This window comes from Flavobacterium jejuense (genome assembly GCF_006491595.2).
Taxonomy (GTDB): Bacteria; Bacteroidota; Bacteroidia; order Flavobacteriales; family Flavobacteriaceae; genus Flavobacterium; species Flavobacterium jejuense.
In genome coordinates this window covers 39,312-64,526 of record NZ_VEVQ02000008.1, presented here as the reverse complement: position 1 = coordinate 64,526, position 25,215 = coordinate 39,312, and the positions used below count along the sequence as shown (strand labels likewise).

The following is a 25,215-nucleotide window of genomic DNA, read 5'->3' as shown; positions in this document are numbered from 1 at the left end:
ATCAAATTATAAAACTTATTATGGAAGATGTTACTAATCAAATAACGGAAATAAATGGCGCTTTTGATATTTTATGGATACTTATTGCTGGAGTATTAGTATTCTTAATGCAAGCCGGATTTACCTTAGTTGAGGCTGGCTTCACAAGATCAAAAAGCACAATAAATATTATTATGAAAAACGTAATGGACTTATGTATTGGATCATTAGGTTTTTGGGCAATTGGCTACACCTTAATGTATGGAGATTCAATAGGATCTTTTATTGGAACACCATCATTGTTCTTTAATACAGAAGGTGAAATGCACAATTTGTTTTTTCAAACTGTATTTTGTGCAACCGCTGCTACTATTATTTCAGGTGCTGTTGCAGAAAGAACTAAGTTTTCTACCTATTTAATTCTATCATTAGTTATCACTGTATTTATTTATCCTATTTCTGGACATTGGGTATGGCAAGGAAGTGGATGGCTAACTAATTTAGGATTTGTTGACTTTGCAGGCTCCACTGTTGTTCATTCTGTTGGAGGTTGGGCCGCATTAGTTGCTGCTTATTTAGTTGGCCCTAGAATAGGAAAATATACAGATGGAAAATCTAACGCAATCCCTGGACACAATATGATGTATGGAGCACTCGGAGTTTTAATTCTTTGGTTCGGATGGTTTGGATTTAATGGAGGTTCTGAATTAGCTATTTCTGGAGAACATGCAAAAAATGTTTCTAATGTTTTCATTACAACCAATCTAGCAGCAGCAGCAGGTGCCATTGTAGCCATGTTCTATACTTGGATTAAATACAAAAAACCAGATGTATCAATGACATTAAACGGTGCTTTAGCAGGATTAGTTGGAATTACTGCTGGGTGTGCTGCCGTTTCAAATGGTGGAGCTTTAGCCATTGGAGCAATTTGTGGATTAGTAGTTGTTCTAGCAATTACTTTTATAGACGAAAAACTTAAAATTGACGATCCAGTAGGTGCTATTTCAGTACATGGTGTATGTGGTGCTTTAGGAACAATATTAGTTGGTGTTTTTGCAATCGATGGTGGTTTGCTATATGGTGGTGGTTTTTCAAAAATTGGCATTCAAGCAGTTGGTGTTTTTGCAATAGGTGCTTGGGCAATAACTACTACATTTATAGTATTATTTATTCTGAAAAAGACTCTAGGATTAAGAGTTTCTGAAAAAGATGAAACCGAAGGCCTAGACATCACGGAACACGGGATGAATGCTTATCCTGATTTCAGGTTAAATGAAAAATAACCATTTTATTCTTAATTATTTTTAGAAGAAGGCTGTTCGAAAGAACAGTCTTTTTTTTATATGATTTTATACAAAACAGGCTTGCTTGGTGAAGCATCATTTTCAAATGAAGCTATTTGTAAGTTCAAAATATAATTACCGTCAGAAATAGAATGGTCCACGTAAATCATTTCCGTTATAGTGCTAGTTAATCTGGCATCTTCATTCAATTTTTTTGTGTTTTTTACATTCCAAAATGCTTTGTGAGCCAACAACTTTCCTTCATCGTGTTCTTTATCTACACTTGGCAAATCAATCAAAAGATGTTTTATTCCAATTTCTCTTATATAAATTGCTGCTTCTTCTAATAAATAAGGTGGATTTGTATTGGAATATTTTAAGTGCTTTTTATTCTCTGGATTTGGTAAAGTTCGAATAATGATTGCTTCTGTTTCTTTATTCAGTAAAGCCTTTTCAATGTGTCCCCTTGTAATAACTAAATCTTCCTCCTTTTTTATTGGTTCAACCGAAATTACCTCAGCAGTAAAAAAAAACTGTTTTAAAGATTGATTGATACTATAAAATTCTTTTGTAATATGACCTAAACACTCTGTATGCGTACCATGAGCATGAGGGTTGAAAAATATATTATTAAAATTAGTTGATGATTTACCTTCTGATACTTTTCCTATCCATTCACCCATTACAACAGGCCCTATTTGAGGTACATTTTGATACCATGCAATAGGGTTTTGCTCATCATTTGTAAGTGGAATAGAAATATCTAAAGGTTTTGACAAATCGACTTCAAACACTTGATTGTTATGTTGAATAGCTGTTTTCAATAGAAAATAATTTTATTCCAAATTTAGCAAAAATAAATCGGAAGCTATTCCATCACATAGAAACTTTCCTTTTTTGGTAGTTGTCAATATGTTACCGTCTTCACTTGAAGCGATAATCTCCAACAAATCATCCTCAAGAAAACGTTTTACGTGTTTGTTTAAATAATCTAAATATTTAGTTCCAAATTCGTTTTCAATTCGTTCCAATGAAACACCCCAAATAGTTCTTAAACCTGTCATAATATATTCATTATAACGGTCGTTTTTAGTTAATGTTTCCGTTTCAAAAGGCAACTTATTTTCTTCAATCGATTTGATATACAATGCATTATTAGAAACATTCCAACCTCTATTCTTACCATCATAACTATGTGCTGAAGGACCAATTCCAATATATTTTTTTCCTAACCAATAAGCTGAATTATTCTTAGAAAAATAATCTGGTTTCCCAAAATTAGACAATTCATAATGTACGAATCCATTTTCCTGCAAAGTATCTACTAAAATATGAAACTGCTCTTGTGCTACTTCGTCGTCAGGTTGATTGATAATTCCTTTTTTGATAAATTTTTCCAAAGCTGTTTTTGGCTCAACCGTTAAAGCATAGCTTGAGATATGAGAAATGCCAAAAGAAAGCGCTTTTTCAATGTTTTTCTTCCATTTTTCATTACTTGAACCTGGAATCCCATAAATTAAATCGAGTGAAATATTATCGAAATATTGAGTTGCTATTGCTAAACATTTCTCAGCTTCATTTGCATTATGAGCACGATTCATCATTTTTAAATCGGCTTCAAAAAAAGATTGAATTCCTATTGATAACCGATTTACTCTATTATGAGACAGTTCAATTATTCGTTCTTCCGTTAAATCATCTGGATTAGCCTCAACGGTAATTTCTGGATTAGCAACTACTTTGTAATTTTGGTAAACTGAATCTATTAAAAATTTCAAATCTTCAATAGACAAAATACTAGGTGTTCCTCCTCCAAAATAAATGGTTTCAATGATTTCATTAGCTGCTTCATTTTTTCGCATGGCAATTTCTTTGGCTAGAGCCAAAACCATTTCGTCTTTCTTTTTCAAACTAGTAGAAAAATGAAAATCACAGTAATGGCAAGCTTGTTTGCAAAAAGGAATATGAATGTAAATGCCGCTCATTTCTTCACTCTATTCTCATTCTGTTTCACGAAAGCATCCCAACCTGTATAACTTTTTTCTCCTATTACTTTCCCTGTATTGAAAAAGTGACAAACTGCAGCTGCTAAACCGTCAGTTGAATCGAGATTTTTGGGTAGCGTTTTTAAGCCTAATAATTGTTGGAGCATTTTCGCGACTTGTTCTTTACTTGCATTACCATTTCCAGTGATGGCCATTTTTATTTTCTTTGGCTCATATTCTGTAATAGGTATTTGCCTTGACAAACCAGCAGCCATTGCTACACCCTGTGCTCTACCTAGTTTTAACATGGATTGCACATTTTTACCAAAGAAAGGGGCTTCAATAGCGATTTCATCTGGATGGTGCGTTTCTATTAGCTCGATTGTTCGCTCAAAAATGACTTTTAATTTGGTATAATGATCATCATATTTATTAAGAATTAATTCGTTCAATTGAAGAAATTCCATTTTTTTGTTGACGACTTTAATCAAACCAAAACCCATTATGGTCGTTCCTGGGTCAATTCCTAATATGATGCGTTCGTTTGCCAAAATTTTAGTTTAAAAATTAAAGTTTAAAGCTTAAAGTTTATTACTTTGCGTTTATGATTACAATGCCTGACAAAGCTAAACAATTCTTATTAGTAATACTCAAACTTTTGGTTGTAAGTATGGCTTTGGGTTATATTTATTATCAATTGCAAAATAAAAAAATAGATTGGAATGCTGTTTCGAGTTCTATTTCTTTTAAAGCTATTCTAATTTTAATTTTATTTTCAATAACAAATTGGGTTTTAGAGATTTTCAAATGGCAGAATTTAGTGTCTTATTTTAAAGAAATTACCTTTTTCGAATCTTCCAAACAAAGTTTAGGATCATTAACCGCTTCCATTTTCACTCCTAACAGAATAGGTGAATATGGAGCCAAAATATTGTTTTACTCAAAAGAACAAGCGAAAAAAATCTTATTTCTTAACTTCATAAGCAACAGTTCGCAAATGGCTACCACATGCTTTTTTGGCATTTTAGGAATTATTCTTTTAAGCATAAAAAAGACAGAAACTATGCTTTGGGTACACTTCAAAATAAAAACGGTCTATTTCATTTTTTTTATACTTTTCATTCTTATAGTCTTTCTGATAATTAAATACAAAAAGGTTAGTATTTACGGATTTTCGATTGAAAAATTAATTAGAAAAATCAAGCAATTTCCTTCAAACATCATGATGACGAATTTCCAGTTATCTACTATGCGATATCTTGTTTTTTCTCACCAATTTTATTATTTATTAGTGATTTTTAATTGTGAAATTCCTTATTCTACAGCTCTATCTCTTATTTTTACCCTGTATTTTATAGCTTCATTACTTCCTAGCATTCATTTTATGGATGTCGCTATTAAAGGAGGTGTTGCCGTTTATTTATTTTCTAAATTTGACATTAACGAATGGAAGATAGTAATGATCACTTCAATTATGTGGTTTTTTAATTTGGTTATTCCTGTGGTAATTGGCAGTTATTTTGTTTTACGATTTAAACCACAACAAAGATGATTGTATTTTTATTTACAGTTCTTTTTATTTATGCATTAGTTATATGCCTTTTAATTTTTGGTTTTACTAAAATGAAGCCAACATCTTTTTATGACACTTCTCCAAAAAATAAATTTTCTATTATAATTCCATTCCGTAATGAAACTTATACTTTACCTAAACTATTGGCTTCTTTATCCTCTCTAAACTACCCAAAAGAGCTGTATGAAGTCATTTTAGTAGATGATGCCTCTGAAGAAAAGTTTCAAGTTCCAAATTCTAAACTTCACATTACAGTAATCAATACTAATAGAAAATCAAATTCTCCTAAAAAAGACGCTATTGAAACTGCTATAAAAATAGCTACTCACGACTGGATTATTACAACAGATGCTGATTGTATAGTAAAACCCAATTGGCTGAAAATTTTAGACAATTATATCCAACAAACCCATAAAAAAATGGTTGTTGCTGGTGTACGTTATTCTAACAAAAAAGGTTTTTTGCATGCTTTTCAAAATTTAGATTTTTTAAGCCTACAAGGAGCTACAATAGGAAGCTTTGGAATTAATGAACCTTTTATGTGTAATGGAGCTAATTTTGCTTATAAGAAGGTTTTTTTCAGAGAATTGAACGGTTTTGAAGGCAACAATTTAATAGCTAGTGGTGATGACGTTTTCCTTTTACAAAAAGCAATACAAAAAGAAAAGACAGCCATAGGGTTTTGTATGCATTCAGAAAGTATTATTCATACTGAAAGTGTTTCTTCGTGGAAAAAATTATTTTTTCAGCGTGTAAGATGGGCCTCAAAAAGTACAGAATACTATTCCTTATTTGGCAAAACCACTGCTATTACTGTGTTTCTTACTAATTTATGTTGGATTTTAGCCCTATTTATATCTCTTACAAAATATGCTACAATTGAAGATTTTTTGTTGTTTACAAGCATAAAGTTCATAGTAGACTATATTCTTTTACTTCAAACCTCTTTTTATTTCAAATCCAAATTAAGATGGACTTTAATGAGTTTATTTTTCTATCCTTTTTTTAGCAGTGTTGTAGCTTTTTATGCATTATTTGGCAATTATACTTGGAAAGGCAGAAAGTTTAAAAAATAAACTTATTCTTCCACTTTAATAATCACAGGTAATATGAATTGCGATTTTACCTTTATTCCTCTTTTAATAGCAGGTTCAACATGAGGGAAATCTGATAATCTATTTTGAAGTATACTATCTATAACTTTAATATCATAGGTAACAGCTTCTTTAGGTACTTCAGTATGAAATTCAAGAGTTGCATCTGGATTAATCGTGACTTTTACTGCAATTGTATCTACTTCTGGATACATAATCTGCAAAGTATCTACACCAATTCTTTGTTGGATATTTTGAATTAGGTAATCAAAGAAACATTTTTTTTGAAGTTCCTTATCTAAAATAGAATCACAATTATTCACTGTTGGAAATTCATCTACCTCTTCCCAATTAATTTTTTCTAATTCTTCTTTTAGCAATTTTTCTTTATCAGGAACTTTTTTGTCAAAAAGCTGACAAGAAAAAAGTGTAAAAAGAAGCAATAATAAAATGTATGTATTTCTTCTCAAAATATATTTTTTGTAAAAATAGTATTTTTTATTTACAATTATTTTGAAGTGTTAAAATCTAAACTAAGAATAGCTTTCAATACCATTACATCATTTTAAAAACAATAGGCAAACCATACTTTACATTTACAATTTTACCTTTATGCATTCCAGGAGTAAATTTTGGCAATAAGGATACAATTCTTGTCGCCTCTATTTCTAATATTTTCTTATCAGAGTCTTTTACATTTGAAGCATTAGCTTTAATATTTTCTACTTTTCCAGATTGATTAATAATAAAACTAACATCCACTCTACCTTGAATTCTTTTTTCTAAAGCTTCTTCTGGATAGTTGAAATTTCTTTTAATATGATTCATCATCTTCTTATTAAAACATTCAACAGACTCCTTTCTAGAATTTGAATTATCACACCCTTTAAACAATGGCACCACTTCTGTCACTTCAAATTCAATAAAATCTTCAGAAGCTAATGATATATTTTCAAACGAAGTAATTGATAGAGATATTATGAAAATAAAAAATAATAACGCTCTACTTTTTAATTTTATTTTGATAGTATTTTCAATCATATTTTGTTTTTTTAGGACACCAATAAAGCACTTTATAGTTTCAGTTTTTCAATCAACAAAACTCTATTCAAACGTTGAATTGATAGAAAATCCATATCTAAAATACAAAAAAAATATTAAGTCAATAAAAAAAGACTATAAAAAATATTTTATACAAAATTAATTTAATTTAAAATAACAATCTCATAATTGCAAATTTCAAAACCCCGAATTTATTTTTCTTTTAATTGATTTATTCTATTACTTAAATATTGTTTTTTTTCTTCTGCTAGACTTGGAAATTTTTTTAAAAACAATTGATATTCTTTAAGCATTTCATTATTACTATTTCCCAAGTAATCTTTTATAATAAGTATTTGGTAATTAGCCTCTAAGTGATTTTTATCTTCCTTGATAGCTTTTCTATAATAATATAGAGCTTTTTTGAAATTCTTTTTTCTTTGGTAGAAATATCCCAAATAAAAATATTCGTTTTCAAATGTAAAACTCTTTAGTTCAATGCTTGTTTTAATATCTACTTCCGCTTTCTCTAATTCATTTAAGAAACCATAACATTTTCCTCGATAAAAATAATATGAAGCCTCATCTAATTCATCTATTAAAGTAGAAAAAATGATACTACTTCTTTGATACTCTTTTTTTTCATAATAAGACTTTGCCAATTTATCAAGAATGAAAGTTTCAGTTTGACCTAAAAGTAATAATTGGTTAAAATCAATTATTGCTTGATTGTAATTTTCCTGAACATAATTGATTTGTGCCCTTAGTTTGAGCATTTCAATATCCTCTTGATTTTCGTTTAAAAAACGAGTACATATCTTTTTCGCTTCCTCAATCTTTTTTTGATTAATTAACAGCACTGCTAATTTGTAATTACTTTTAAAGTAAAGAGAGTCTAATTTTGAACTTTTTTGATAATGATATAAGGCTTCTGAAATAGCATTCTGCTTCTCATATGACAAACCTAAATAATAATAAAATGTTGGATTTTCATTGGTTTTAACCAATTGATTAAAACAAATTTGTGCTTCTTTGAATTTAGCCAATTCTATTAACATCAATCCATAATTATAATTAACCATTTGATTTAAAGAATCTTTTTTTAAATAATTTTGGTAACTCAAATAGGCTTCTTTAGTATTCCCTTTAGCTTCAAAGGCTTTTGCTATTTTGAAATATTTATTAAGATGTGTTTCTTTTTGATACGATTCAATAGCTTTGTCAAATTGGCCAACAGCAAGAAGGCTATCAGCCAATTTAAAATTTTGCGTACAAACTATTTGAGAAACAAATAATGCAAACAATAAGTATCCTTTTTTCATGTAATACTACATTAGTTTAAATGTAATAGGAAGTCCATATTTTACATTTACGCATTTTCCATTTAACTTGGCAGGAATAAATTGAGGTAAAGCTTCCACTATTCGAATAGCTTCTTCCTCTAGAAGCTTTCCGTTTTTTGGTCCTTTTGCCATAACATTCGTAACATTACCCTCTTCATCAATAATAAATTGAATAGCCACCCTACCTTGAATATTTTCTTCAGCAGCTACCTCTGGATAGGCAAAGTTTTTTTTGATATGCAAATTCAATTGTTCGTTAAAACAAGCTAATGTTTCTTCATCAGCAACATCTTCACAATCTTTAAAACGTGGTGTTTCATCAACATTTTCAAAACGTTCAAAAGAAATTGTCTCTTCCTTTTTTACTAAAACCGTTTCATCACCTTCAACAATATTAGTTCTATAAACACTGGGGTCTTCTTCTTTTTCAACACAATTTGAAAAGAATAAAATACTCAATAGTAACATTGGCACAACTAAAACATACTTAATTACTGCGCTTTTTTTTGATTTTGATTTTTGTAACATAACTATTCTTTTTTTGATTAATGATTGATTGAAAAAATCATTGGTAAAAGACCAATTTCTGACTTGAAAGATTTGATTAATTATACTTTCAAAATATTCTACTTTATCTAATTTCACTACTGTTGCGTCAGCCTCAAATTCATGAACCTCAGTCAACTTATTTTGATAAACCAATAACATTGGATTGAACCAAAATAAAATTCTAGTTATTTCTAAAAACAATAAATCAACAGAGTGTTTTTTTGATTTATGAACTAATTCATGATTTAAAATAACCTGATTACTCTTGTTTTTTTCTCCTATAAAAATGAAATTCAAAAATGAAAAAGCCTGATTTGAATGTTTAAGAACATAAATCTTATTTTTATTATACATCATTACTTTAGCATTCTTTTTTAGCTTCCAAATACTCCTCAGTTTAATAAAAAAAAGAACCATAAAAAGAATCAATCCAAATAGATAAACATAAAAAACAACAGAATTAGCATCTAATTGATTTTTAACAGCCATTGTAATTTCATTACTTTTTTTATTATACAAAACAACTTCGTTAAGCTGCACAAACTGATTAGCATTTTTAAAAACAGAAATTGTGATAAACGGAACTATAAAAGAAAACAAAATAGTTCCCAAAAGATAAAATCGGTTCCACTTAAAGAAAGTTTCTTTGTCTAATAGCATTTGGTATACCAACAAAAAGAACGCTTGAATTAGCATAATTTGAAGACCATAAATAATAAAATTACTCATCTTTTTGCCTTTTTATTTCATTTAACAACTGTTCTACATCATTTAAATCTACATCATTCTTTTTAACAAAAAAAGAAACCATATTTTTAAAAGATCCTTGAAAATAATTTTCCACCAATTTATTTAAAGAACTATTACTATACTCAGATTTTTTTACAATTGGAAAATAAATATACCCTTTACCTTTTTGTCTATGAGAAACAAATTCTTTTGTTTCCAAAATACGAATAATTGTAGACACAGTATTGTAAGCTGGCTTAGGATTTGGAAATAACGTAATAATGTCTTTTACATTTGCTTCTTCTAACTGCCACAGCACTTGCATAATTTCCTCTTCTGCTTTTGTGAGTTGTTTCGTCATGTTTTCAACTAATTTTTTAGTTTAAAAAACAAATATAGGACTAATTTTTTAGTTCAACTAACTTTTTAGTTCATTTTTTATTTTATACATTTAGAAAATATTTAAAAAATAAATGGAGTACATTTTATTAATTATTGGGTTTATTTGCATGATTACAGGAATAATAGGGAGTTTTTTACCTATACTACCAGGACCTCCTATTAGTTGGTTAGGTATATTATTATTATACTTAACTCCTGAAGTAAAAACAAATTATTGGATTTTAGGAATCACTTTATTTATTGCTTTAAGTATTGTTATATTAGATTACATTATACCTGCTAAGGGTACAAAACGATTTGGAGGTAGTAAATATGGTATTTGGGGAACAAATATTGGACTAATCGTAGGTTTATTAACACCTATTCCATTTGGATTCCTAATAGGTCCTTTTATAGGAGCTTTAGTCGGAGAACTTCTTTTTGATAAAAAAGATCATAATAGAGCATTAAAAGCCGCAACTGGCTCATTAATTGGTTTCCTAGCAAGCACTTTCATGAAGTTTGTGGTTTCTATAATCTATTTGGGTTTATTTATTATGATTATTTGGAAGAATTCTGAGGCATTCTTTTAAATCAACCATTAGGATTTGTTAATCTTCTATACTTATTTAATTGTAAAATATCTATTAGTTTAATAGTAGATTCAAAATTTTCAGTATCTAAAGTCATTTTAAACTTTTTATTCTTATAAAAAAGGATTGCCTTACCTTTTATAGAATCAAACTTATAGAACAAGAGAATACATAAAAATAAAATTGAAATACTCATGCTAAAAATTGACAAATCAATTTTTGAAAAAACAATAAATAACAAAATTAAATAAATCAACAAAACGAACTTTCTTCTATTATTACCACCCACTTTTAGATCCACAGATTCAATTTCATTGTAATTTATCTCAATTAAATGCTTTCCTTTTATTACTATTTTCTCTTCATGTAATTCAATTTTCATAAAAACAAGCTATTATCATTATAAACCTCTCTCAAATATAATCCAAACATGAGAATAAATTTTACAAGAAAAACATACATTTTGTTAAACTTTGAAAATGAAATAAAGAAAATATTTAAAAAATACTCTGAAAAAACATAGTATTTAACTACTTCCCGTGTTTCAACCTACTAATCAGCACAACTATTCTAGATCTTTTGTTAAACAAAAAAAAGCATTTCATTAATGAAATGCTTTTTTAAAAAATTTAGCGGTCTGGACGGGACTCGAACCCGCGACCCCATGCGTGACAGGCATGTATTCTAACCAACTGAACTACCAAACCAAACTTTATAAATAATTGCAGAAATTAACACAGAATCTACATTTATCTTATTATTTTAATACTTTTTTTCAAACTAAATAGTTTCTAAACAAAAAAGCCATCCACCATAAAGGTGAAAAGCTTTTCATCGGTCTAACTACTAAACCATCCTGATCTTACTCAGGACTAAACAACACAACTACTTTAGATGCTTTTATGGGGCAAAAAAGCATTCTGATTTCTCAGAATGCTTCTCCCAATTTAGCGGTCTGGACGGGACTCGAACCCGCGACCCCATGCGTGACAGGCATGTATTCTAACCAACTGAACTACCAAACCAGTGCCTTATTGCGAGTGCAAATATACAACGCTTTTCCAATCTTCCAAATATTTTTTTAAAAAAATATGTTTTTTTTTAAAAAAATAGAAACAAAATTTACCCAAACTTTTGTTTTTCAACCAAATAGGTAGTTAAAATTTTTTCGAAATTTTCTCCTATTTCTACAGGCACATATTGAATTTTGTACTGCAAACAGGTATTTGCTATTTTTTTAAAATAACTTTGAATCTCTTTTTCATATTCTTCTTTTATACTCTCAGCAAATATTTGAACACTTTCTCCTGTTTCAACATCTATAAATTTTCTTGGTGCATTATTAAAATCAAATGCTAATTCTGTTTTTTTATCATAAACATGGAAAACAACCACTTTATGTTTATTGTGTTTCAAATGCTGTAATGCCTTAAAAATTTTATCTTCATCTTCATACTGAAACATATCTGTAAACAAAACAACCATTGAACGTCTATGAATGTTTTCTGCAATTTGATGCAAAAATGCAACCGTATCTGTCTGCTTAGTATTATTACTTTGCAGAATCTCTTCTAATTTACTAAGAATCATACGATGATGCCTATCACTACCTTTTTCACTAGCATAAAACTCATAACTATCGGAATAAATACTTAATCCAACCGCATCTCTTTGTTTCTTAAGTAGGTTCATCAAAACAGCTGAAGCTAAAACCGAAAAACCTATTTTATTTTCATAAAAAACATCTCTTTTAGTCAGCAAAGGATAGTGCATTGATGAAGAATTATCAATAATTAAATGGCAACGAAGATTTGTTTCTTCTTCATAACGTTTTACATATAATCGATCTGTCTTTGCAAAGAGCTTCCAATCTATATGCTTAGTACTTTCTCCTGGATTATAAATCTTATGCTCTGCAAACTCTGCTGAAAACCCATGAAATGGACTTTTATGCATTCCAGAAATAAAACCTTCTACTACTTGGTTTGCAAGTAATTCTAAATTTTTAAAACTTGAAATTTTTTCTAATTGACTTTCAATCTTCATAAATCAAATATAATGAGATAAATTCTTTAATCATAAAAAAAGGCCTAACTTTATAGTTAGACCTTTAAACATTGTCATTGTAAATCAATTATAGTAATGCATCAATTGCATCCGTATATGTTTTTTTAGGAGCAACTCCTACTTGTCTTCCCACTACTTCTCCATTTTGAAAAACTAAAACTGTAGGAATATTTCTAACACCATATTTAGCAGCAAATTCTTGATTTGCATCTACGTCTACTTTTCCTACAATTGCTTTTCCATCATATTCTGTAGCTACCTCATCGATAACTGGTCCAACCATTCTACATGGTCCACACCAAGCTGCCCAAAAATCTACTACTACTGGTTTATCTGATTTTAATACTACTTCATCAAAAGTAGCATCTGTTATTGCTAATGCCATTTTTTTTTATTTTATGTTTACAATTGCTTTATTACCTAGTTTAAAGTTATAGTGAACTTGAATACAAATTTAGAAATAATTATTCCAAATTTTATAGTTTAATATAAATTTTACTTATGGCTCAATTTAAAAATTGAATTTATAAGGTTTTTAATACTGACAACAACAAATTCCCATTTAACCTTTTCGAATAATCAGGATTTATATACATGAATTCAATCTCTTGTTTTTCATTCAAAACATAAACCGTTGGAACAGGTAACCAATTTGTGTTTTTACCTCCAGAATAGTTACTTAACACTTTTCCGTATTTTTCAGGAGCCGTAAAAGCTATTCCTAGGGCTTTTGAAAAAACACCATTACTATCTGAAAACAACATATACCCTAACTTTCCTTTATCTTCCGTTTCTTTCAAAAAAGATGGTGAATCTGGACTAACTGCTACAATTTGGTAACCTAAAGATAAAATATCTTGTTCTATTTCTTGCATATCGGCTAATTGTGCATTACAATAAGGGCACCAACCACCTCTATAAACAATTAAAACCGTTTTTTTATCAAGAAGTGTATTGGTTTCTACCTCTTTTCCTTTTATATCTTGAAGCTTTATATTCGGTATTTTTTCACCAATTAACAAAGGAGAAACATTTTCTGGTTTGTCAGCCATTTGGGCTTGTATTGCAAAACTTAAACTGAACAATACGACTGTAAGTACTTTTTTCATTGTTATTAATTTGAAAATTTATTTACAAAGGTATTTCATGTATGTTTTCTAGTTTGTTTGCCAGCTAACATTAATTGAGTTTAAAGTTAATTTGCATATTTTCTAACTCCTGTAATAACTCGTTTGAAATTTTAATTTTCATTTTTCTACTAGGCATACTCAATTTCGTAACCACTTTTATTTCTTCAACTTCTTTGATTGTAGGTTCAATTTCTACAGCTTCTAATTCTTCGTCACTATCTGTATCATCACTTACATCTATCGTTTCATTTTCAATCCTTTCTACAATTTGCTTTTTCACTTTTTCCAACTCCATTACCTCAATCGTAACGGTGTTATCTCCTTTTTCTTTGGCAAACAAATCATACAAAGCTTGAATCAAATTTTCACTTAAATCATTGATACTAAATTGCAGTATTATTTTTTTAGCAAAAGTTGTAAGTACGTCTTGAAGCATTTTCACTTCTACAAATTGCACTCTTGGATCTCCTTTTTTTCCTTCAGCATTAGTCCAACCTTCTTTGACTACCAATTTTATAAACGTAAAATTATTTTGAATTAAGAAATGCCTAAATTTTAAATATTCTTCACCAAAAATTCGGAATTCGTAAGTTTCATCGTACCCTTCTAATGTGAACATTCCCCAACCTTTGCCGTTTTTTGCTACTCGATGTTCCACTCTAGTAATGATTCCTCCAATACTAATATTTTTACCAAGGAAATTATTCAACTCTTTTAGTTCTTCTAATCTAGCATTACAGAAATATTTCATTTCATATTTATAATCGTCAAGCGGATGTCCAGAAATATAAATCCCAACTACTTCTTTTTCTTTGGCCAATTTCTCCATAGTATTCCATTCTTCACAAGGAGGAACAACAGGCTCTGCAATTTGCACTTCTGAAGCATCACCAAACAAACTTACTTGTGATGAATTTTCATTTTCTTGGAATTTAGCACCATATTTTACAGCTTTTTCTAAAAAAGTAATTCCATCACCATCATCATGAAAATATTGTGCTCTGTGCGTCTCGTCAAAACAGTCAAATCCTCCAGCTAAGGCTAAACTTTCAAAAGCTTTTTTATTCGCTGCGCGTAAATCTATTTTCTTAGCTACATCAAAAATCGATTTATAAGGTGCTTCTTTTCTACTTTGTACAATTGTGTCTACTGCGTTAGCTCCAACTCCTTTAATCGCTCCCATTCCAAAACGAACCGCATAATTTTCATTAACTGTAAATTTATAAAATGATTCATTCACATCTGGTCCTAAAACATCTAGCCCCATTCGTTTACATTCTTCCATAAAGAAGGAAACTTGTTTAATATCGTTCATATTATTAGAAAGTACCGCAGCCATATATTCTGCTGGATAATGCGCTTTTAAATAAGCAGTTTGATAAGCAATCCAAGCATAACAAGTAGAGTGTGATTTATTGAAAGCGTAACTTGCAAAGGCTTCCCAGTCTTTCCAAATTTTCTCTAAAACCTTAGCGTCATGTCCTTTTGCGGAAGCTTGTTCCACAAACTTTGGTTTCATTTTATCTAGTACCTCTTTTTGCTTTTTACCCATAGCTTTTCGCAAAACATCGGCTTCACCTTTGGTAAAATCAGCTAAAGATTGTGACAAAAGCATCACTTGCTCTTGATAGACCGTAATTCCGTAGGTTTCACCTAGGTATTCTTCACAAGCCTCTAAATCGTACACAATAGGTTCTTCACCATTCTTTCTTCTTACAAATGAAGGGATGTATTCCAAAGGTCCTGGACGATATAATGCATTCATAGCAATTAAATCTCCAAAAACAGTTGGCTTTAAATCTTTCATATATTTCTGCATTCCAGGAGATTCGTATTGAAATATCCCAACGGTTTCTCCTCTTTGGAACAATTCATACGTTTCTTTATCATCAATAGGAAAAGTATCTGGATCCAGATCAATACCATTTCGATATTTGACTAATTTGACTGTATCTTTAATTAAGGTTAGGGTTTTCAGACCCAAGAAGTCCATTTTTAATAATCCTGCACTTTCTGCAACGGAGTTGTCAAATTGGGTTACATATAAATCGGAATCTTTTGCAGTAGTTACCGGAACATAATTCGTAATATCAGATGGAGTAATAATTACACCACAAGCGTGAATTCCTGTATTTCGCATGGAACCTTCCAGAATTTTGGCTTGCTGTATTGTTTCTCCTGCTAAGTCTCCTTCATTAGCAATCGCAATTAATTCTTTAACCTTGTCAAATTCGTCTGAACGTAAGGCTTTTTTAACATCATCTTCTTTTTCTGAAATAAAGCGTGCCAAATTCCACTTAGAAGGCATCATTCCTGGAATTAACTTCGCAATTCTGTCTGCTTCAAAAAGTGGTAAATCTAATACACGAGCCGTATCTCGAATAGCTGATTTGGTTGCCATTTTACCATATGTAATAATTTGCGCTACCTGATTGGCTCCATATTTTTTAATTACATAATCCATTACACGGCCACGACCTTCATCATCAAAATCAATATCAATATCGGGCATCGACACACGATCTGGATTTAGGAAACGCTCAAAAAGTAAATCGTATTTGATTGGGTCAATATTTGTAATTCCTAAACAATAAGCCACTGCTGAACCAGCAGCAGAACCACGACCTGGACCAACCGAAACATCCATTTTTCTAGCTTCTGCAATGAAATCTTGTACAATTAAGAAATAACCTGGATAACCCGAATTAGAAATCGTTAATAACTCAAAATCCAAGCGTTCTTGAATATCAGGTGTAATTTCTCCATATCTCCTTTTAGCACCTTCCATAGTTAAATGGCGTAAATAGGCATTTTCTCCTCTTACTCCATTGTCTTTTTCATCTTCTGGATTTACAAACTCGACTGGAATATCGTATTTAGGAAGTAAAACGTCTCTATAAAGCGAGTAAATTTCGACCTTATCGACAATTTCCTGAATATTAATTATAGCATCTGGTAAATCAGCAAAGAGTTTTTTCATCTCTTCTTCCGATTTATAATAGTATTCTTGGTTGGGTAAACCGTAACGATAACCTCTACCTCTACCTATTGGTGTCGCTTGTTTTTCACCATCTTTTACACACAATAAAATATCGTGTGCATTAGCGTCTTCCTTATTAACGTAATACGTATTATTAGTTGCAATTAGCTTAATATTGTGTTTTTGCGAAAATTCAATTAAGGTTTTATTGACACGATTTTCATCTTCCTGATTGTGTCGCATAATTTCTAGATAGAAATCTTCACCAAATCGTTCCTTCCACCAAATCAGAGCTTCTTCTGCTTGATTTTCACCAATATTTAAAATTTTACTTGGAATTTCTCCGTACAAATTACCAGACAAAACCATGATGTCTTCTTTGTACTTTTCAACAACTTTTTTATCTATTCTTGGCACATAATAAAATCCGTCAATGTTAGCAATAGATGACATCTTTGCCAAATTGTGATAGCCTTTTTTATTTTTAGCCAACAAAACCACTTGATAGCCATTGTCTTTTTTGGTTTTATCTAGATGATTTTCACAGATATTGAATTCGCAACCTACAATGGGTTTGATTTCAGTTTCTGTAGGTTCTTCACCTGCTTCAATGGCTGCTTCAATCTTTGCTTTAGTGGCTTTATTATGATTCATCACTGCACTCACAAAATGAAAAGCGCCCATCATATTTGCCGTGTCAGTCATAGCAACCGCTGGCATTTTATTTTTGGCTGTAGCCGAAACCAACGCAGGAATTCCGATTGTAGATTGTAAAACCGAAAATTGAGAATGATTGTGTAAATGAGCAAACTTAGCTTTTGAAAAATCTTTTTTATCCGATTCGGAAATGGTTGTTTGTGTATTTTGTTGTTCAACTTTTTGAAGTTGCTTTCTAATTTCGTCAGAAGCTTTCTTTAAATTGATATGTTTTAATCCAATAAGTTGAATTTCTTTTGGATTGTGTTCCTTAAATTTAGTAAAATAATCTGGTGTAACGTCTAATTCTTCTTTGGTAAACACCTCTCTTTTAATCAATTCTAAAAAACATCGTGTTGTTGCTTCCACATCGGCAGTGGCATTGTGTGCTTCAGAAAAAGGAACACCAAAAAGATATTCATGTAATTCCGTTAGTGTTGGTAATTTAAATTTTCCTCCACGACCACCTGGCAATTTCAACAATTGGGCAGTCACTTCTGTACATGTATCTAAAACAGGCATTTTTGACATATCTGAACCCACGTTCATTCTATGAAATTCACAACCCATGATATTGACATCAAAACCTACATTTTGACCTACAATGAATTTCGTTTTCGATAAAGCAATATTAAATTTCTCTAATACTTCTAACAAAGGAATCCCCTCTTTTTCCGCTAATTCTGTTGAAATACCGTGAATACGTTCTGCATCATAAGGAATATTAAATCCTTCTGGTTTTACCAAATAATCTTGATGCTCTATTAAATTCCCCAATTCATCGTGTAACTGCCAAGCAATTTGAATACAACGAGGCCAGTTATCAGTATCGGTTATAGGTGCTGCCCAACTTCTTGGTAATCCAGTAGTTTCGGTATCGAATATTAAATACATAGTCGGTTAATTTCCAAATGATTAAAGTGTCAAATTACAATAAAATTACAATCTTCAAAAGTACAATTATTAAAAATAAAGCGCAATTTTAGTTGTTAACAGTAGCTATTTTAACCTTATTTCTAAACAAATAAACATTATGCATTATTAATTAAAAAACAGATGACATAGTTTTAGATAAAATCTCATTAAAGTATTTGAATTACAAAATATTCTCTTTTTATTTGTGTTAACAATTATTATAAACATTTTAAAATATTTAAAATGAAAAATTATTTTTAATCGAGGCATTGAGTGCGTCTTTCTTTATGCAAGCTAACAACAAAAAGGTTTCTAAAACTGAAGAAACAAAAATTATTGAAATTAAAAAAGTTGAAACCGAAGAGAAAGAAGACGTTAAGTTAGAAAACCTTAAGAATCCAAAATTTACTTGGTACGTAATTTGTAAAGATGGTGAATCTTACATTTTTCAAACTAACACTGATGATTTTGATGTTGCATTATCAACAGGAAATAATTTATGTAGATCTTTAGGTATTTGGTAGAATTACATTTAGTCAACCTTTAAAAAATAAAGGTTGACTATTAAAAAGATAACAGATGAAAAGTTTATTTTTCTTATTATTATTTATAAGTTCTTTTGCTCAAGAAAAACAAGGTATAGTCAATTATGGTTATATTAAAAGTTTATTGTTAGGTAACAAAAACGGTCATGAATTTAATGCTCAATTAATTTTTGATGGAAACCAGTCTTATTTTGTATCAGAAAAAGATTCCTTAGAAAATGACATCAACAACAATACTCAAATACAAACTCTAGCTACAAATGAAAAAGATGGTAATACAAAAACGATTGGTGCTATTGGAAACAGAGCTTTTTTAACAACCTTCACAGGCAATCAAATTTACTACAATAAAAACAAAGATAGTCTTTGGAGTTATTTAAGAAATCCAAAAAACATGTATATCTCTGAAAAAAAACCTCTAATAAAATGGAATTTTAACAAAGAAACTAAGAAAATAGGAGTCTATACTTGTCACAAAGCATCCGCTACTTTTAGAGGAAGGGATTATATCGTTTGGTACACTACAGAAATCCCAATTCCTTACGGCCCATGGAAATTCAACGGTTTACCTGGTCTTGTTTTAGAAGCATATGACACCGATTTTTATATTTATTTCTTTTTCAAAAACATACAATATCCTTTAGAAAAAATAATAAAAATCGATTTTATTAAAGAATCTCCTGATAGTTCATTTATAAAATGGTATACTTATGAAGACTATTTAAAAATTATTGAAGAAGATAACGCAACTAAATATGAAAAAATGTTACTAGCCGCGAAACAAATGGAAAATTTCTTCCCAGTTAAACCCAAGATTCGAGAAAGATATATAGAAATTACTAATTAAAAAATGAAAAAATTAAACTTTTACTTTATATTTATATTACTATTTATAAATAGTCTTTTAAATGCTCAAGAAAAACAAGGAATTGTTAATTATGGTTATATTAAAAGTTTGATATATGGACAAAAACAAGGGGAAGAATACAAAGCACAATTAACTTTTGACAGCAAGCATTCTTACTTTGTTACTCAAAAAGACTCCTTAGAAAGAAGTGCAGAGCCTCAAATTGAACCCGTTTTTACTGAAGGAAATGATGAAAAAGGCACACCTGCAACTATTAATCTAAGAGGCGGTAGGCAAATTGTTAACTATGTAGGAAATCAAGTGTATTTTGATAGAGAGAAAGACACTTTGTGGTCTTATGTAATGGGTATGGGCAATATTTATGTCAAAGAAAAAAGACCTACCATTAATTGGAAATTTGAAAAAGAAACTAAAAAAATAGGTAGCTATACTTGTCTTAAAGCAACTGCCTCTTTTAGAGGAAGAGAATATACAGTTTGGTATACGACAGCTATTCCCATTCCTTATGGCCCTTGGAAATTAAACGGGTTACCCGGTTTAGTTTTAGAAGCTTATGATAGTGACTATCATATTTATTTCTATTTTAAAAACATTGAATACCCTGTAAAAGAACCCATCAAAATTGATTTTATCAAACAAGATGTAGAAGAAAGATTTACCCAATGGTTTAGATATGACACCTATTTAAAACACGCAAATAACCTAATAGAACAAAAATATGAAAGATCATTGCTAATAGCTAAAGAATTACCAAAATACATACCTACAAAACAAAAAATGGAAAATTTGTATATTGAAATAACAGAATAACAAATGAAATATTTTTTATTCTTTTTAACTACCTTTTGCTTTTCTCAACAACACACCATTACTGGAACAATAACAAGCAACAACAGAAGTATAGATAATGCTTCTGTTGTTGTTTTAGATGACAGCGAAAACATGTTAGGATATACTTATTCCAATAATTTAGGTATTTACAGCATCCCTATTAATTCAAAAGTTAATGAAAAAATCACAATAAGTGTTTCTAGTTTGGGCTACAAAAAAAAGGAAATTACTATTATTTTGTCCGATAAAACTCTTATAAAACAATCTTTTGAATTAGAAGAAAAAGCAGAAGTATTGAATGAAGTGGTACTAAAAACCGATCAAAAAATAAAAATTGACAGCGATACCATTACCATAAAAACCAAATATTTTACTAACGACACGGAGCAAACCGTAGAAGATGTTTTAAAACGAATTCCAGGAATAGAGATAGAAGAAGATGGAACTATTAAAGCTAATGGGAAGCGAATTGAAAAACTTTTACTGGAAGGTGATGATTTATTTGATAAAGATTATAAATTGTTGTCTAAAAATTTAGATGGCAAAGTACTCGATGCGGTTCAAATTTTGAAGAACTTTGAAGACAATCCTATTTTAAAACAATTAGGTGATTCTAAGTCAGTTGCTGTGAATTTGAAATTAAAAAAAAATCTATTAAACATTTGGTTTGGAAATCTTACTTTAGGCGCAGGAGTTGTTTCAGAGAATCGCTGGAAAGAAAGCTTAAATATTGGACTCATTCGAAAAAAAATCAAACTTTTAAATTTAGCTGATTATAACAATTCAGGAATTAAAGCCAGCAGTCAGATTTCTAAAAGCTTTCCTTCCTATGATATTTACAGACAAGACCGATATGAAAAAGAAGCAAGGAGTGTATTTTATTCCAATAGCGGAGAAAACACCACCTTTAGTAACACCCAAAGTATTTTTAATGATGCTTTTTTCAATACGCTGGCCTTTAACACAAAACTAAAATCGAATTTCTCGTTACGTAGTGTGAGTTATTTTGCTTTAGATGAACAAATTCAAAACAGTTTATCCACTACAGCATACTTAGTTGAACCTTCTCCTATTTTTAACTCTGAACAAAAAAATTATGCATTACAAAACAAAAAAATAGGTAGTGAAATTGAATTAAAATACAGCTTAAATACCAAGAATTATTTTACTGCGAATATTATATTCAAAAATAACCCAAGGAGAATAAATGACAATATTCTTTTCAATAGCGATTTCGTAGATGTAGCTTCCAAAAACAACAATTATAGTTTTTACAATCACTTATATCATACCTATAAAATCAAAGGTAACAAAGTATTGGTCAATTATCTTTACTTTGGAACGGATCAGTTGTCAGAAAAAAACAAAATCGTTTCTCCTTATTTAAATGAATTTTTTAATATTGATAGTCAAGCTCTCATCAAAGAAAAAATCACTAATACCATTACTTATAACGGAATCAAAAGCAAACTCATTTCAAAATACAAGAAAATAGAACATGTTATTGGAGCCAAAATAGAAAGCAGTATAGAAAAAAACAATACAGACTTTTTAGTAAACAACACACAAAATACTGAATACAAAAATAACTTACATTTTAAACAAAATAGCATCAGCCTTGATAACGGTTTTAAATATGAATTTACAGATGATTTTAAATTAGATTCGCAAATCACCTTAGACTTCAATGCTTTTAAAAGTGACAATTTTTCTAAATTATACACACTTCTTAATTCTCATAACGGCTTAAATTACGACAGTAAGAAAACAGGTAGTTTCAACTTATATCATAGTTTTAACCAAACTCTGCCTCAAACCTCTGCCTTAATTAACAACTATCAATTAGTAAGTTACCGCAGTTTTTCCAAAGGAATACTAAACGAAGAATTACCTGTTTTAAATAGTCAGAGTATCACATTGTCACATTATTATTCTGGAAGTTCTATCCGCTATTCTACGTCAACTAGCTTATCTTATACGAAATCAGGAAAAATTAATGCTTCAGAAACTACGATTACAAATAATTTTATCTTTAACAATACGGCTTTTGTGGCTGGTGGAGATAGTTATCGATTCAACTTCAAACTCATGAATTTTATTCGAAAAATACAAATGGCAACCAAACTCGAAACCCAACAAACTTGGGTTTCTGCTCCTATTAAAGTTAATGCCAATGATTTTGTAGACATTAACACTTTATTTAGCACCTATATAGTATCTGGAACTACCTATTTAGAAAAACCGTATAATTTTGATTTTACTATTACCCAAAATCGTAGTTATACTACTTATAATGATTCCAAAAGTAGTAATGTAGTTACTAAAGCGAATTGTGCAGTTAATTATAAACTGAATGAAACCTTTATTATGGAGTTAAAAAGTGATTTTTATTGGCTAGACCAAAACTATACTTTTTTAAATGCAGAATTGAATTATACTCCAAAAAAGAGTAAGTTTTCTTATCGAATGGTATTGAATAATTTATTTAACGAAAATGAATTTAAAATCTCCTCTTTAAACGATTATACAAAAACAACTAGAAGTATTCCTTTAATTGAAAGATATGCTTTACTTACAGTACGATATAGATTCTAAAAAAAACCATCTCAGCTGAGATGGTTTTTGCTATATTTTTGAACTCTTTCCTGCTTAGCTAATAGGAATTCTATAAAAAACACCTTGAGAAAAAGTAACCACTTGTCCGTCTTCATTAACCACATTTAGTTTGAATGACCCTGTGTAAGTACCATTTTCAACCTCTTCAATAACTAATTCCCCATTACTTTGCTGGGTATTCATTACCCTAAAAGTTGCATTGTTATTTCCTCCATCAACTGTAACAACATCTCCTGCCAAATAATTAGCTCCTCTAGCTTTAATAGTATCAGTTGCAATAGCTCCTATATTATTTACAGTAATTTTAAACACCAAACCACTTCCTGAACCACCACTAGTTAGTGCTGAGCTATTATTTACATACGCATTCCCTGAGGTTAACTTTCTAGTTAAAAATGCAGGCCCTGGATAAGCACCTGTATCAAAAACATCAGAAACATTTCCAGATTTCAAAGTGTAAGTTGCAAAGTTAGCTTGGTTGGTTGTACCTAAAATATAAGTTCCACGATTAGCAGAACTAGTTGTAAGGACTAATTTTTCATTTCCTCTTAAAGCTGTAATAATCAAACCGCCATTGGCTCCAATTGACAAAGTAGTCTCTTGAGATTTCCAATTAACATCATTTAATTTTGCTTGAAAAGCAGGATTGTTTACTTGAGTTTCATTTACACAAGAAGTCAACAATAAAACACACCCTAATAAAGCAATTATTTTTTTCATTTAATATCTTCTTTAATACATAATTAGACAAAAATAATTTTTTTAATTTAAACATAAGATAAAAAACATAAAAATATTTTTAAAAAACATATACTATTGTAAAACAAAGTTTTGTACATTTGCACCCTTAAATAACTGAGGTCGGGAACCTCAAAATTAATCAAACGATTATGCCTGTAAAAATTAGATTACAAAGACATGGTAAAAAAGGGAAACCTTTTTACTGGATCGTAGCAGCAGATGCACGTTCAAAAAGAGATGGTAAATTCTTAGACAAAATTGGAACTTACAATCCAAACACTAACCCAGCAACTATCGATTTAAATTTGGATAGCGCTGTTCAATGGTTACACAATGGTGCTCAACCAACTGACACTGCAAGAGCAATTTTATCTTACAAAGGTGCTTTATTAAAACACCACTTAGATGGAGGAGTTCGTAAAGGTGCTTTAACTGCTGAACAAGCAGAAGAAAAGTTAGCGGCATGGTTAGATGAAAAAGCAGGAAAAGTTGATGCTAAAAAAGACGGTTTAACAAAAGCTCAAGCTGACGCTAGAGCCAAAGCTTTAAAAGCTGAAAAAGAAGCAAACGAAAAACGTATTGCTGCTCAGGCTGAAGCTTTAAAAGCTGAGGAAGCTGCAACTGAAGAAGCTACAGAAGAAACTGAAGCTCCAGCAGTTGAAGAAAACAACGAAGAAACAGAAGCTTAATTTTCAAACGTAATGATGCATAAAAAAGAGTGTTTCTATTTAGGCAAAATTGCGAGAAAATTTAGTTTTAAAGGTGAAGTCTTAGTCTTTTTAGACACTGATGAACCTGAAATGTATCAAAATTTGGAATCAGTTTTTGTTGAATTAAACAAAACACTGGTTCCTTTTTTTATTGAAAAAAGTGCACTTCATAAAGATAAATTTTTACGTGTTCGTTTTGAAGATGTAGACACAGAAGCTGATGCTGACGCAATTATGAATTGTGAAGTTTATCTTCCTCTTTCGATGTTACCAAAACTTGAAGGAAACAAGTTTTACTATCATGAAATTATTGATTTTGATGTAGAAGATCTTCGTCTTGGCAACATTGGAAAAATGATAAGAGTGAATGATAGTAATGCACAACCTCTTTTTGAAATTTTAAAAGATGAAGTTGAAATTTTAGTTCCGATGATTGACGCATTTATTGTAAAAATTGATAGAGCTAATAAAAAAGTAATCCTCGATACTCCTGTTGGATTAGTAGACTTATACTTGGACCAATAAAAAAACTTAACTTTTGTCAGTCTTTAACTTCAAACAATTCA

The 25,215-nt window shown here is 30.1% G+C and carries 24 protein-coding genes and 2 tRNA genes; 10 read left to right on the top strand and 16 right to left on the bottom strand.

The genetic code is table 11. The annotated features are described in order from the left end of the window. Nucleotides 1-20: 20 nt before the first annotated feature. On the top strand, nt 21-1,262 hold the full coding sequence (locus tag FIA58_RS13005) for an ammonium transporter (RefSeq protein ID WP_140962916.1): 1,242 nt from the start codon (nt 21-23) through the stop codon (nt 1,260-1,262). Between the two features lie 56 nt (nt 1,263-1,318). Here the strand turns inward: FIA58_RS13005 and FIA58_RS13000 are convergent, their stop codons facing one another. The 3 genes from FIA58_RS13000 to ruvC are packed head-to-tail and all read right to left on the bottom strand — an operon-like array spanning nt 1,319 to nt 3,798. Continuing rightward, on the bottom strand, nt 1,319-2,086 hold the full coding sequence (locus FIA58_RS13000; protein WP_140962915.1) for a cyclase family protein: 768 nt from the start codon (nt 2,084-2,086) through the stop codon (nt 1,319-1,321). Between the two features lie 12 nt (nt 2,087-2,098). Then, entirely contained in the window at nt 2,099-3,247 is a 1,149-nt protein-coding gene (gene hemW / locus FIA58_RS12995; protein WP_140962914.1) for a radical SAM family heme chaperone HemW, read from the bottom strand. Next, the gene (ruvC, locus tag FIA58_RS12990) at nt 3,244-3,798 is read right to left on the bottom strand and encodes a crossover junction endodeoxyribonuclease RuvC (protein WP_140962913.1); all 555 of its coding nucleotides are present in this window, start codon (nt 3,796-3,798) and stop codon (nt 3,244-3,246) included. Before ruvC ends, hemW begins: the two co-directional genes overlap by 4 nt. A gap of 62 nt (nt 3,799-3,860) precedes the next feature. On the opposite strand from ruvC, the gene FIA58_RS12985 reads away from it, so the two are divergent. Together FIA58_RS12985 and FIA58_RS12980 are read left to right on the top strand one after the other, a co-directional pair. Then, the gene (locus tag FIA58_RS12985; RefSeq protein WP_208022806.1) at nt 3,861-4,799 is read left to right on the top strand and encodes a lysylphosphatidylglycerol synthase domain-containing protein; all 939 of its coding nucleotides are present in this window, start codon (nt 3,861-3,863) and stop codon (nt 4,797-4,799) included. 71 nt (nt 4,800-4,870) lie between these two features. Next, on the top strand, nt 4,871-5,896 hold the full coding sequence (locus FIA58_RS12980; protein ID WP_317167907.1) for a glycosyltransferase family 2 protein: 1,026 nt from the start codon (nt 4,871-4,873) through the stop codon (nt 5,894-5,896). Between the two features lie 2 nt (nt 5,897-5,898). On the opposite strand, the gene FIA58_RS12975 is transcribed toward FIA58_RS12980, so the two are convergent. The 5 genes from FIA58_RS12975 to FIA58_RS12955 all read right to left on the bottom strand — a co-directional run bounded on the left by FIA58_RS12975 (nt 5,899) and on the right by FIA58_RS12955 (nt 9,937). Then, on the bottom strand, nt 5,899-6,384 hold the full coding sequence (locus FIA58_RS12975; RefSeq protein ID WP_140962910.1) for a hypothetical protein: 486 nt from the start codon (nt 6,382-6,384) through the stop codon (nt 5,899-5,901). A gap of 85 nt (nt 6,385-6,469) precedes the next feature. Beyond that, entirely contained in the window at nt 6,470-6,955 is a 486-nt protein-coding gene (locus FIA58_RS12970) for an energy transducer TonB (RefSeq protein WP_140962909.1), read from the bottom strand. A 212-nt stretch (nt 6,956-7,167) separates the two neighbouring features. Then, nucleotides 7,168-8,277, bottom strand: a complete 1,110-nt coding sequence (locus FIA58_RS12965) for a tetratricopeptide repeat protein (RefSeq protein ID WP_140962908.1) — start codon at nt 8,275-8,277, stop codon at nt 7,168-7,170. A gap of 6 nt (nt 8,278-8,283) precedes the next feature. Then, complete coding sequence (locus tag FIA58_RS12960) at nt 8,284-9,576, bottom strand: M56 family metallopeptidase (protein ID WP_140962907.1); 1,293 nt, start codon at nt 9,574-9,576, stop codon at nt 8,284-8,286. Beyond that, nucleotides 9,569-9,937: a BlaI/MecI/CopY family transcriptional regulator gene (locus FIA58_RS12955; RefSeq protein ID WP_140962906.1), complete on the bottom strand. Its 369-nt coding sequence runs from the start codon at nt 9,935-9,937 to the stop codon at nt 9,569-9,571. The genes FIA58_RS12960 and FIA58_RS12955 overlap by 8 nt, the downstream gene beginning before the upstream one ends. Nucleotides 9,938-10,049: 112 nt before the next feature. Here FIA58_RS12955 and FIA58_RS12950 point away from each other — a divergent pair, with 112 nt between their 5' ends. After that, on the top strand, nt 10,050-10,550 hold the full coding sequence (locus FIA58_RS12950) for a DUF456 domain-containing protein (protein ID WP_140962905.1): 501 nt from the start codon (nt 10,050-10,052) through the stop codon (nt 10,548-10,550). A 1-nt stretch (nt 10,551) separates the two neighbouring features. Here FIA58_RS12950 and FIA58_RS12945 read toward each other — a convergent pair whose 3' ends face one another. From FIA58_RS12945 to dnaE, 7 genes are all read right to left on the bottom strand, one after another. Further along, nucleotides 10,552-10,932: a hypothetical protein gene (locus FIA58_RS12945; RefSeq protein WP_140962904.1), complete on the bottom strand. Its 381-nt coding sequence runs from the start codon at nt 10,930-10,932 to the stop codon at nt 10,552-10,554. A gap of 251 nt (nt 10,933-11,183) precedes the next feature. Beyond that, nucleotides 11,184-11,257: transfer RNA gene (locus tag FIA58_RS12940), tRNA-Asp, on the bottom strand. Between the two features lie 244 nt (nt 11,258-11,501). Next, a tRNA-Asp gene (locus FIA58_RS12935) sits at nt 11,502-11,575 on the bottom strand. A 97-nt stretch (nt 11,576-11,672) separates the two neighbouring features. Continuing rightward, a complete protein-coding gene (locus FIA58_RS12930; protein ID WP_140962903.1) occupies nt 11,673-12,596 on the bottom strand; it encodes a DUF58 domain-containing protein in 924 nt (307 codons plus the stop codon). Between the two features lie 88 nt (nt 12,597-12,684). Beyond that, nucleotides 12,685-13,002 (bottom strand): thioredoxin, encoded by a 318-nt coding sequence (gene trxA, locus FIA58_RS12925; protein ID WP_140962902.1) that lies wholly within the window; start codon nt 13,000-13,002, stop codon nt 12,685-12,687. A 139-nt stretch (nt 13,003-13,141) separates the two neighbouring features. Beyond that, on the bottom strand, nt 13,142-13,726 hold the full coding sequence (locus FIA58_RS12920; protein ID WP_140962901.1) for a peroxiredoxin-like family protein: 585 nt from the start codon (nt 13,724-13,726) through the stop codon (nt 13,142-13,144). Between the two features lie 70 nt (nt 13,727-13,796). Next, the gene (gene dnaE, locus FIA58_RS12915) at nt 13,797-18,317 is read right to left on the bottom strand and encodes a DNA polymerase III subunit alpha (protein WP_140962900.1); all 4,521 of its coding nucleotides are present in this window, start codon (nt 18,315-18,317) and stop codon (nt 13,797-13,799) included. A gap of 308 nt (nt 18,318-18,625) precedes the next feature. On the opposite strand from dnaE, the gene FIA58_RS12910 reads away from it, so the two are divergent. Genes FIA58_RS12910 through FIA58_RS12895 form a run of 4 tightly spaced genes read left to right on the top strand, consistent with a single transcriptional unit; the run spans nt 18,626 to nt 23,177 of the window. Continuing rightward, nucleotides 18,626-18,862, top strand: coding sequence for a hypothetical protein (locus tag FIA58_RS12910; RefSeq protein ID WP_140962899.1), 237 nt, complete (start codon nt 18,626-18,628; stop codon nt 18,860-18,862). Nucleotides 18,863-18,917: 55 nt separating this feature from the next. Next, entirely contained in the window at nt 18,918-19,730 is an 813-nt protein-coding gene (locus FIA58_RS12905) for a GLPGLI family protein (protein WP_140962898.1), read from the top strand. 3 nt (nt 19,731-19,733) lie between these two features. After that, a complete protein-coding gene (locus FIA58_RS12900; RefSeq protein ID WP_140962897.1) occupies nt 19,734-20,561 on the top strand; it encodes a GLPGLI family protein in 828 nt (275 codons plus the stop codon). A gap of 3 nt (nt 20,562-20,564) precedes the next feature. After that, nucleotides 20,565-23,177, top strand: a complete 2,613-nt coding sequence (locus FIA58_RS12895; protein ID WP_140962896.1) for a carboxypeptidase-like regulatory domain-containing protein — start codon at nt 20,565-20,567, stop codon at nt 23,175-23,177. Between the two features lie 54 nt (nt 23,178-23,231). Here FIA58_RS12895 and FIA58_RS12890 read toward each other — a convergent pair whose 3' ends face one another. Next, complete coding sequence (locus FIA58_RS12890; RefSeq protein ID WP_140962895.1) at nt 23,232-23,918, bottom strand: DUF6252 family protein; 687 nt, start codon at nt 23,916-23,918, stop codon at nt 23,232-23,234. A gap of 170 nt (nt 23,919-24,088) precedes the next feature. Between FIA58_RS12890 and FIA58_RS12885 the strand changes: the two genes are divergently transcribed. Then, the gene (locus tag FIA58_RS12885; protein ID WP_140962894.1) at nt 24,089-24,628 is read left to right on the top strand and encodes a 30S ribosomal protein S16; all 540 of its coding nucleotides are present in this window, start codon (nt 24,089-24,091) and stop codon (nt 24,626-24,628) included. A gap of 15 nt (nt 24,629-24,643) precedes the next feature. Then, entirely contained in the window at nt 24,644-25,174 is a 531-nt protein-coding gene (rimM, locus tag FIA58_RS12880) for a ribosome maturation factor RimM (RefSeq protein ID WP_140963035.1), read from the top strand. Nucleotides 25,175-25,215: the final 41 nt, after the last annotated feature.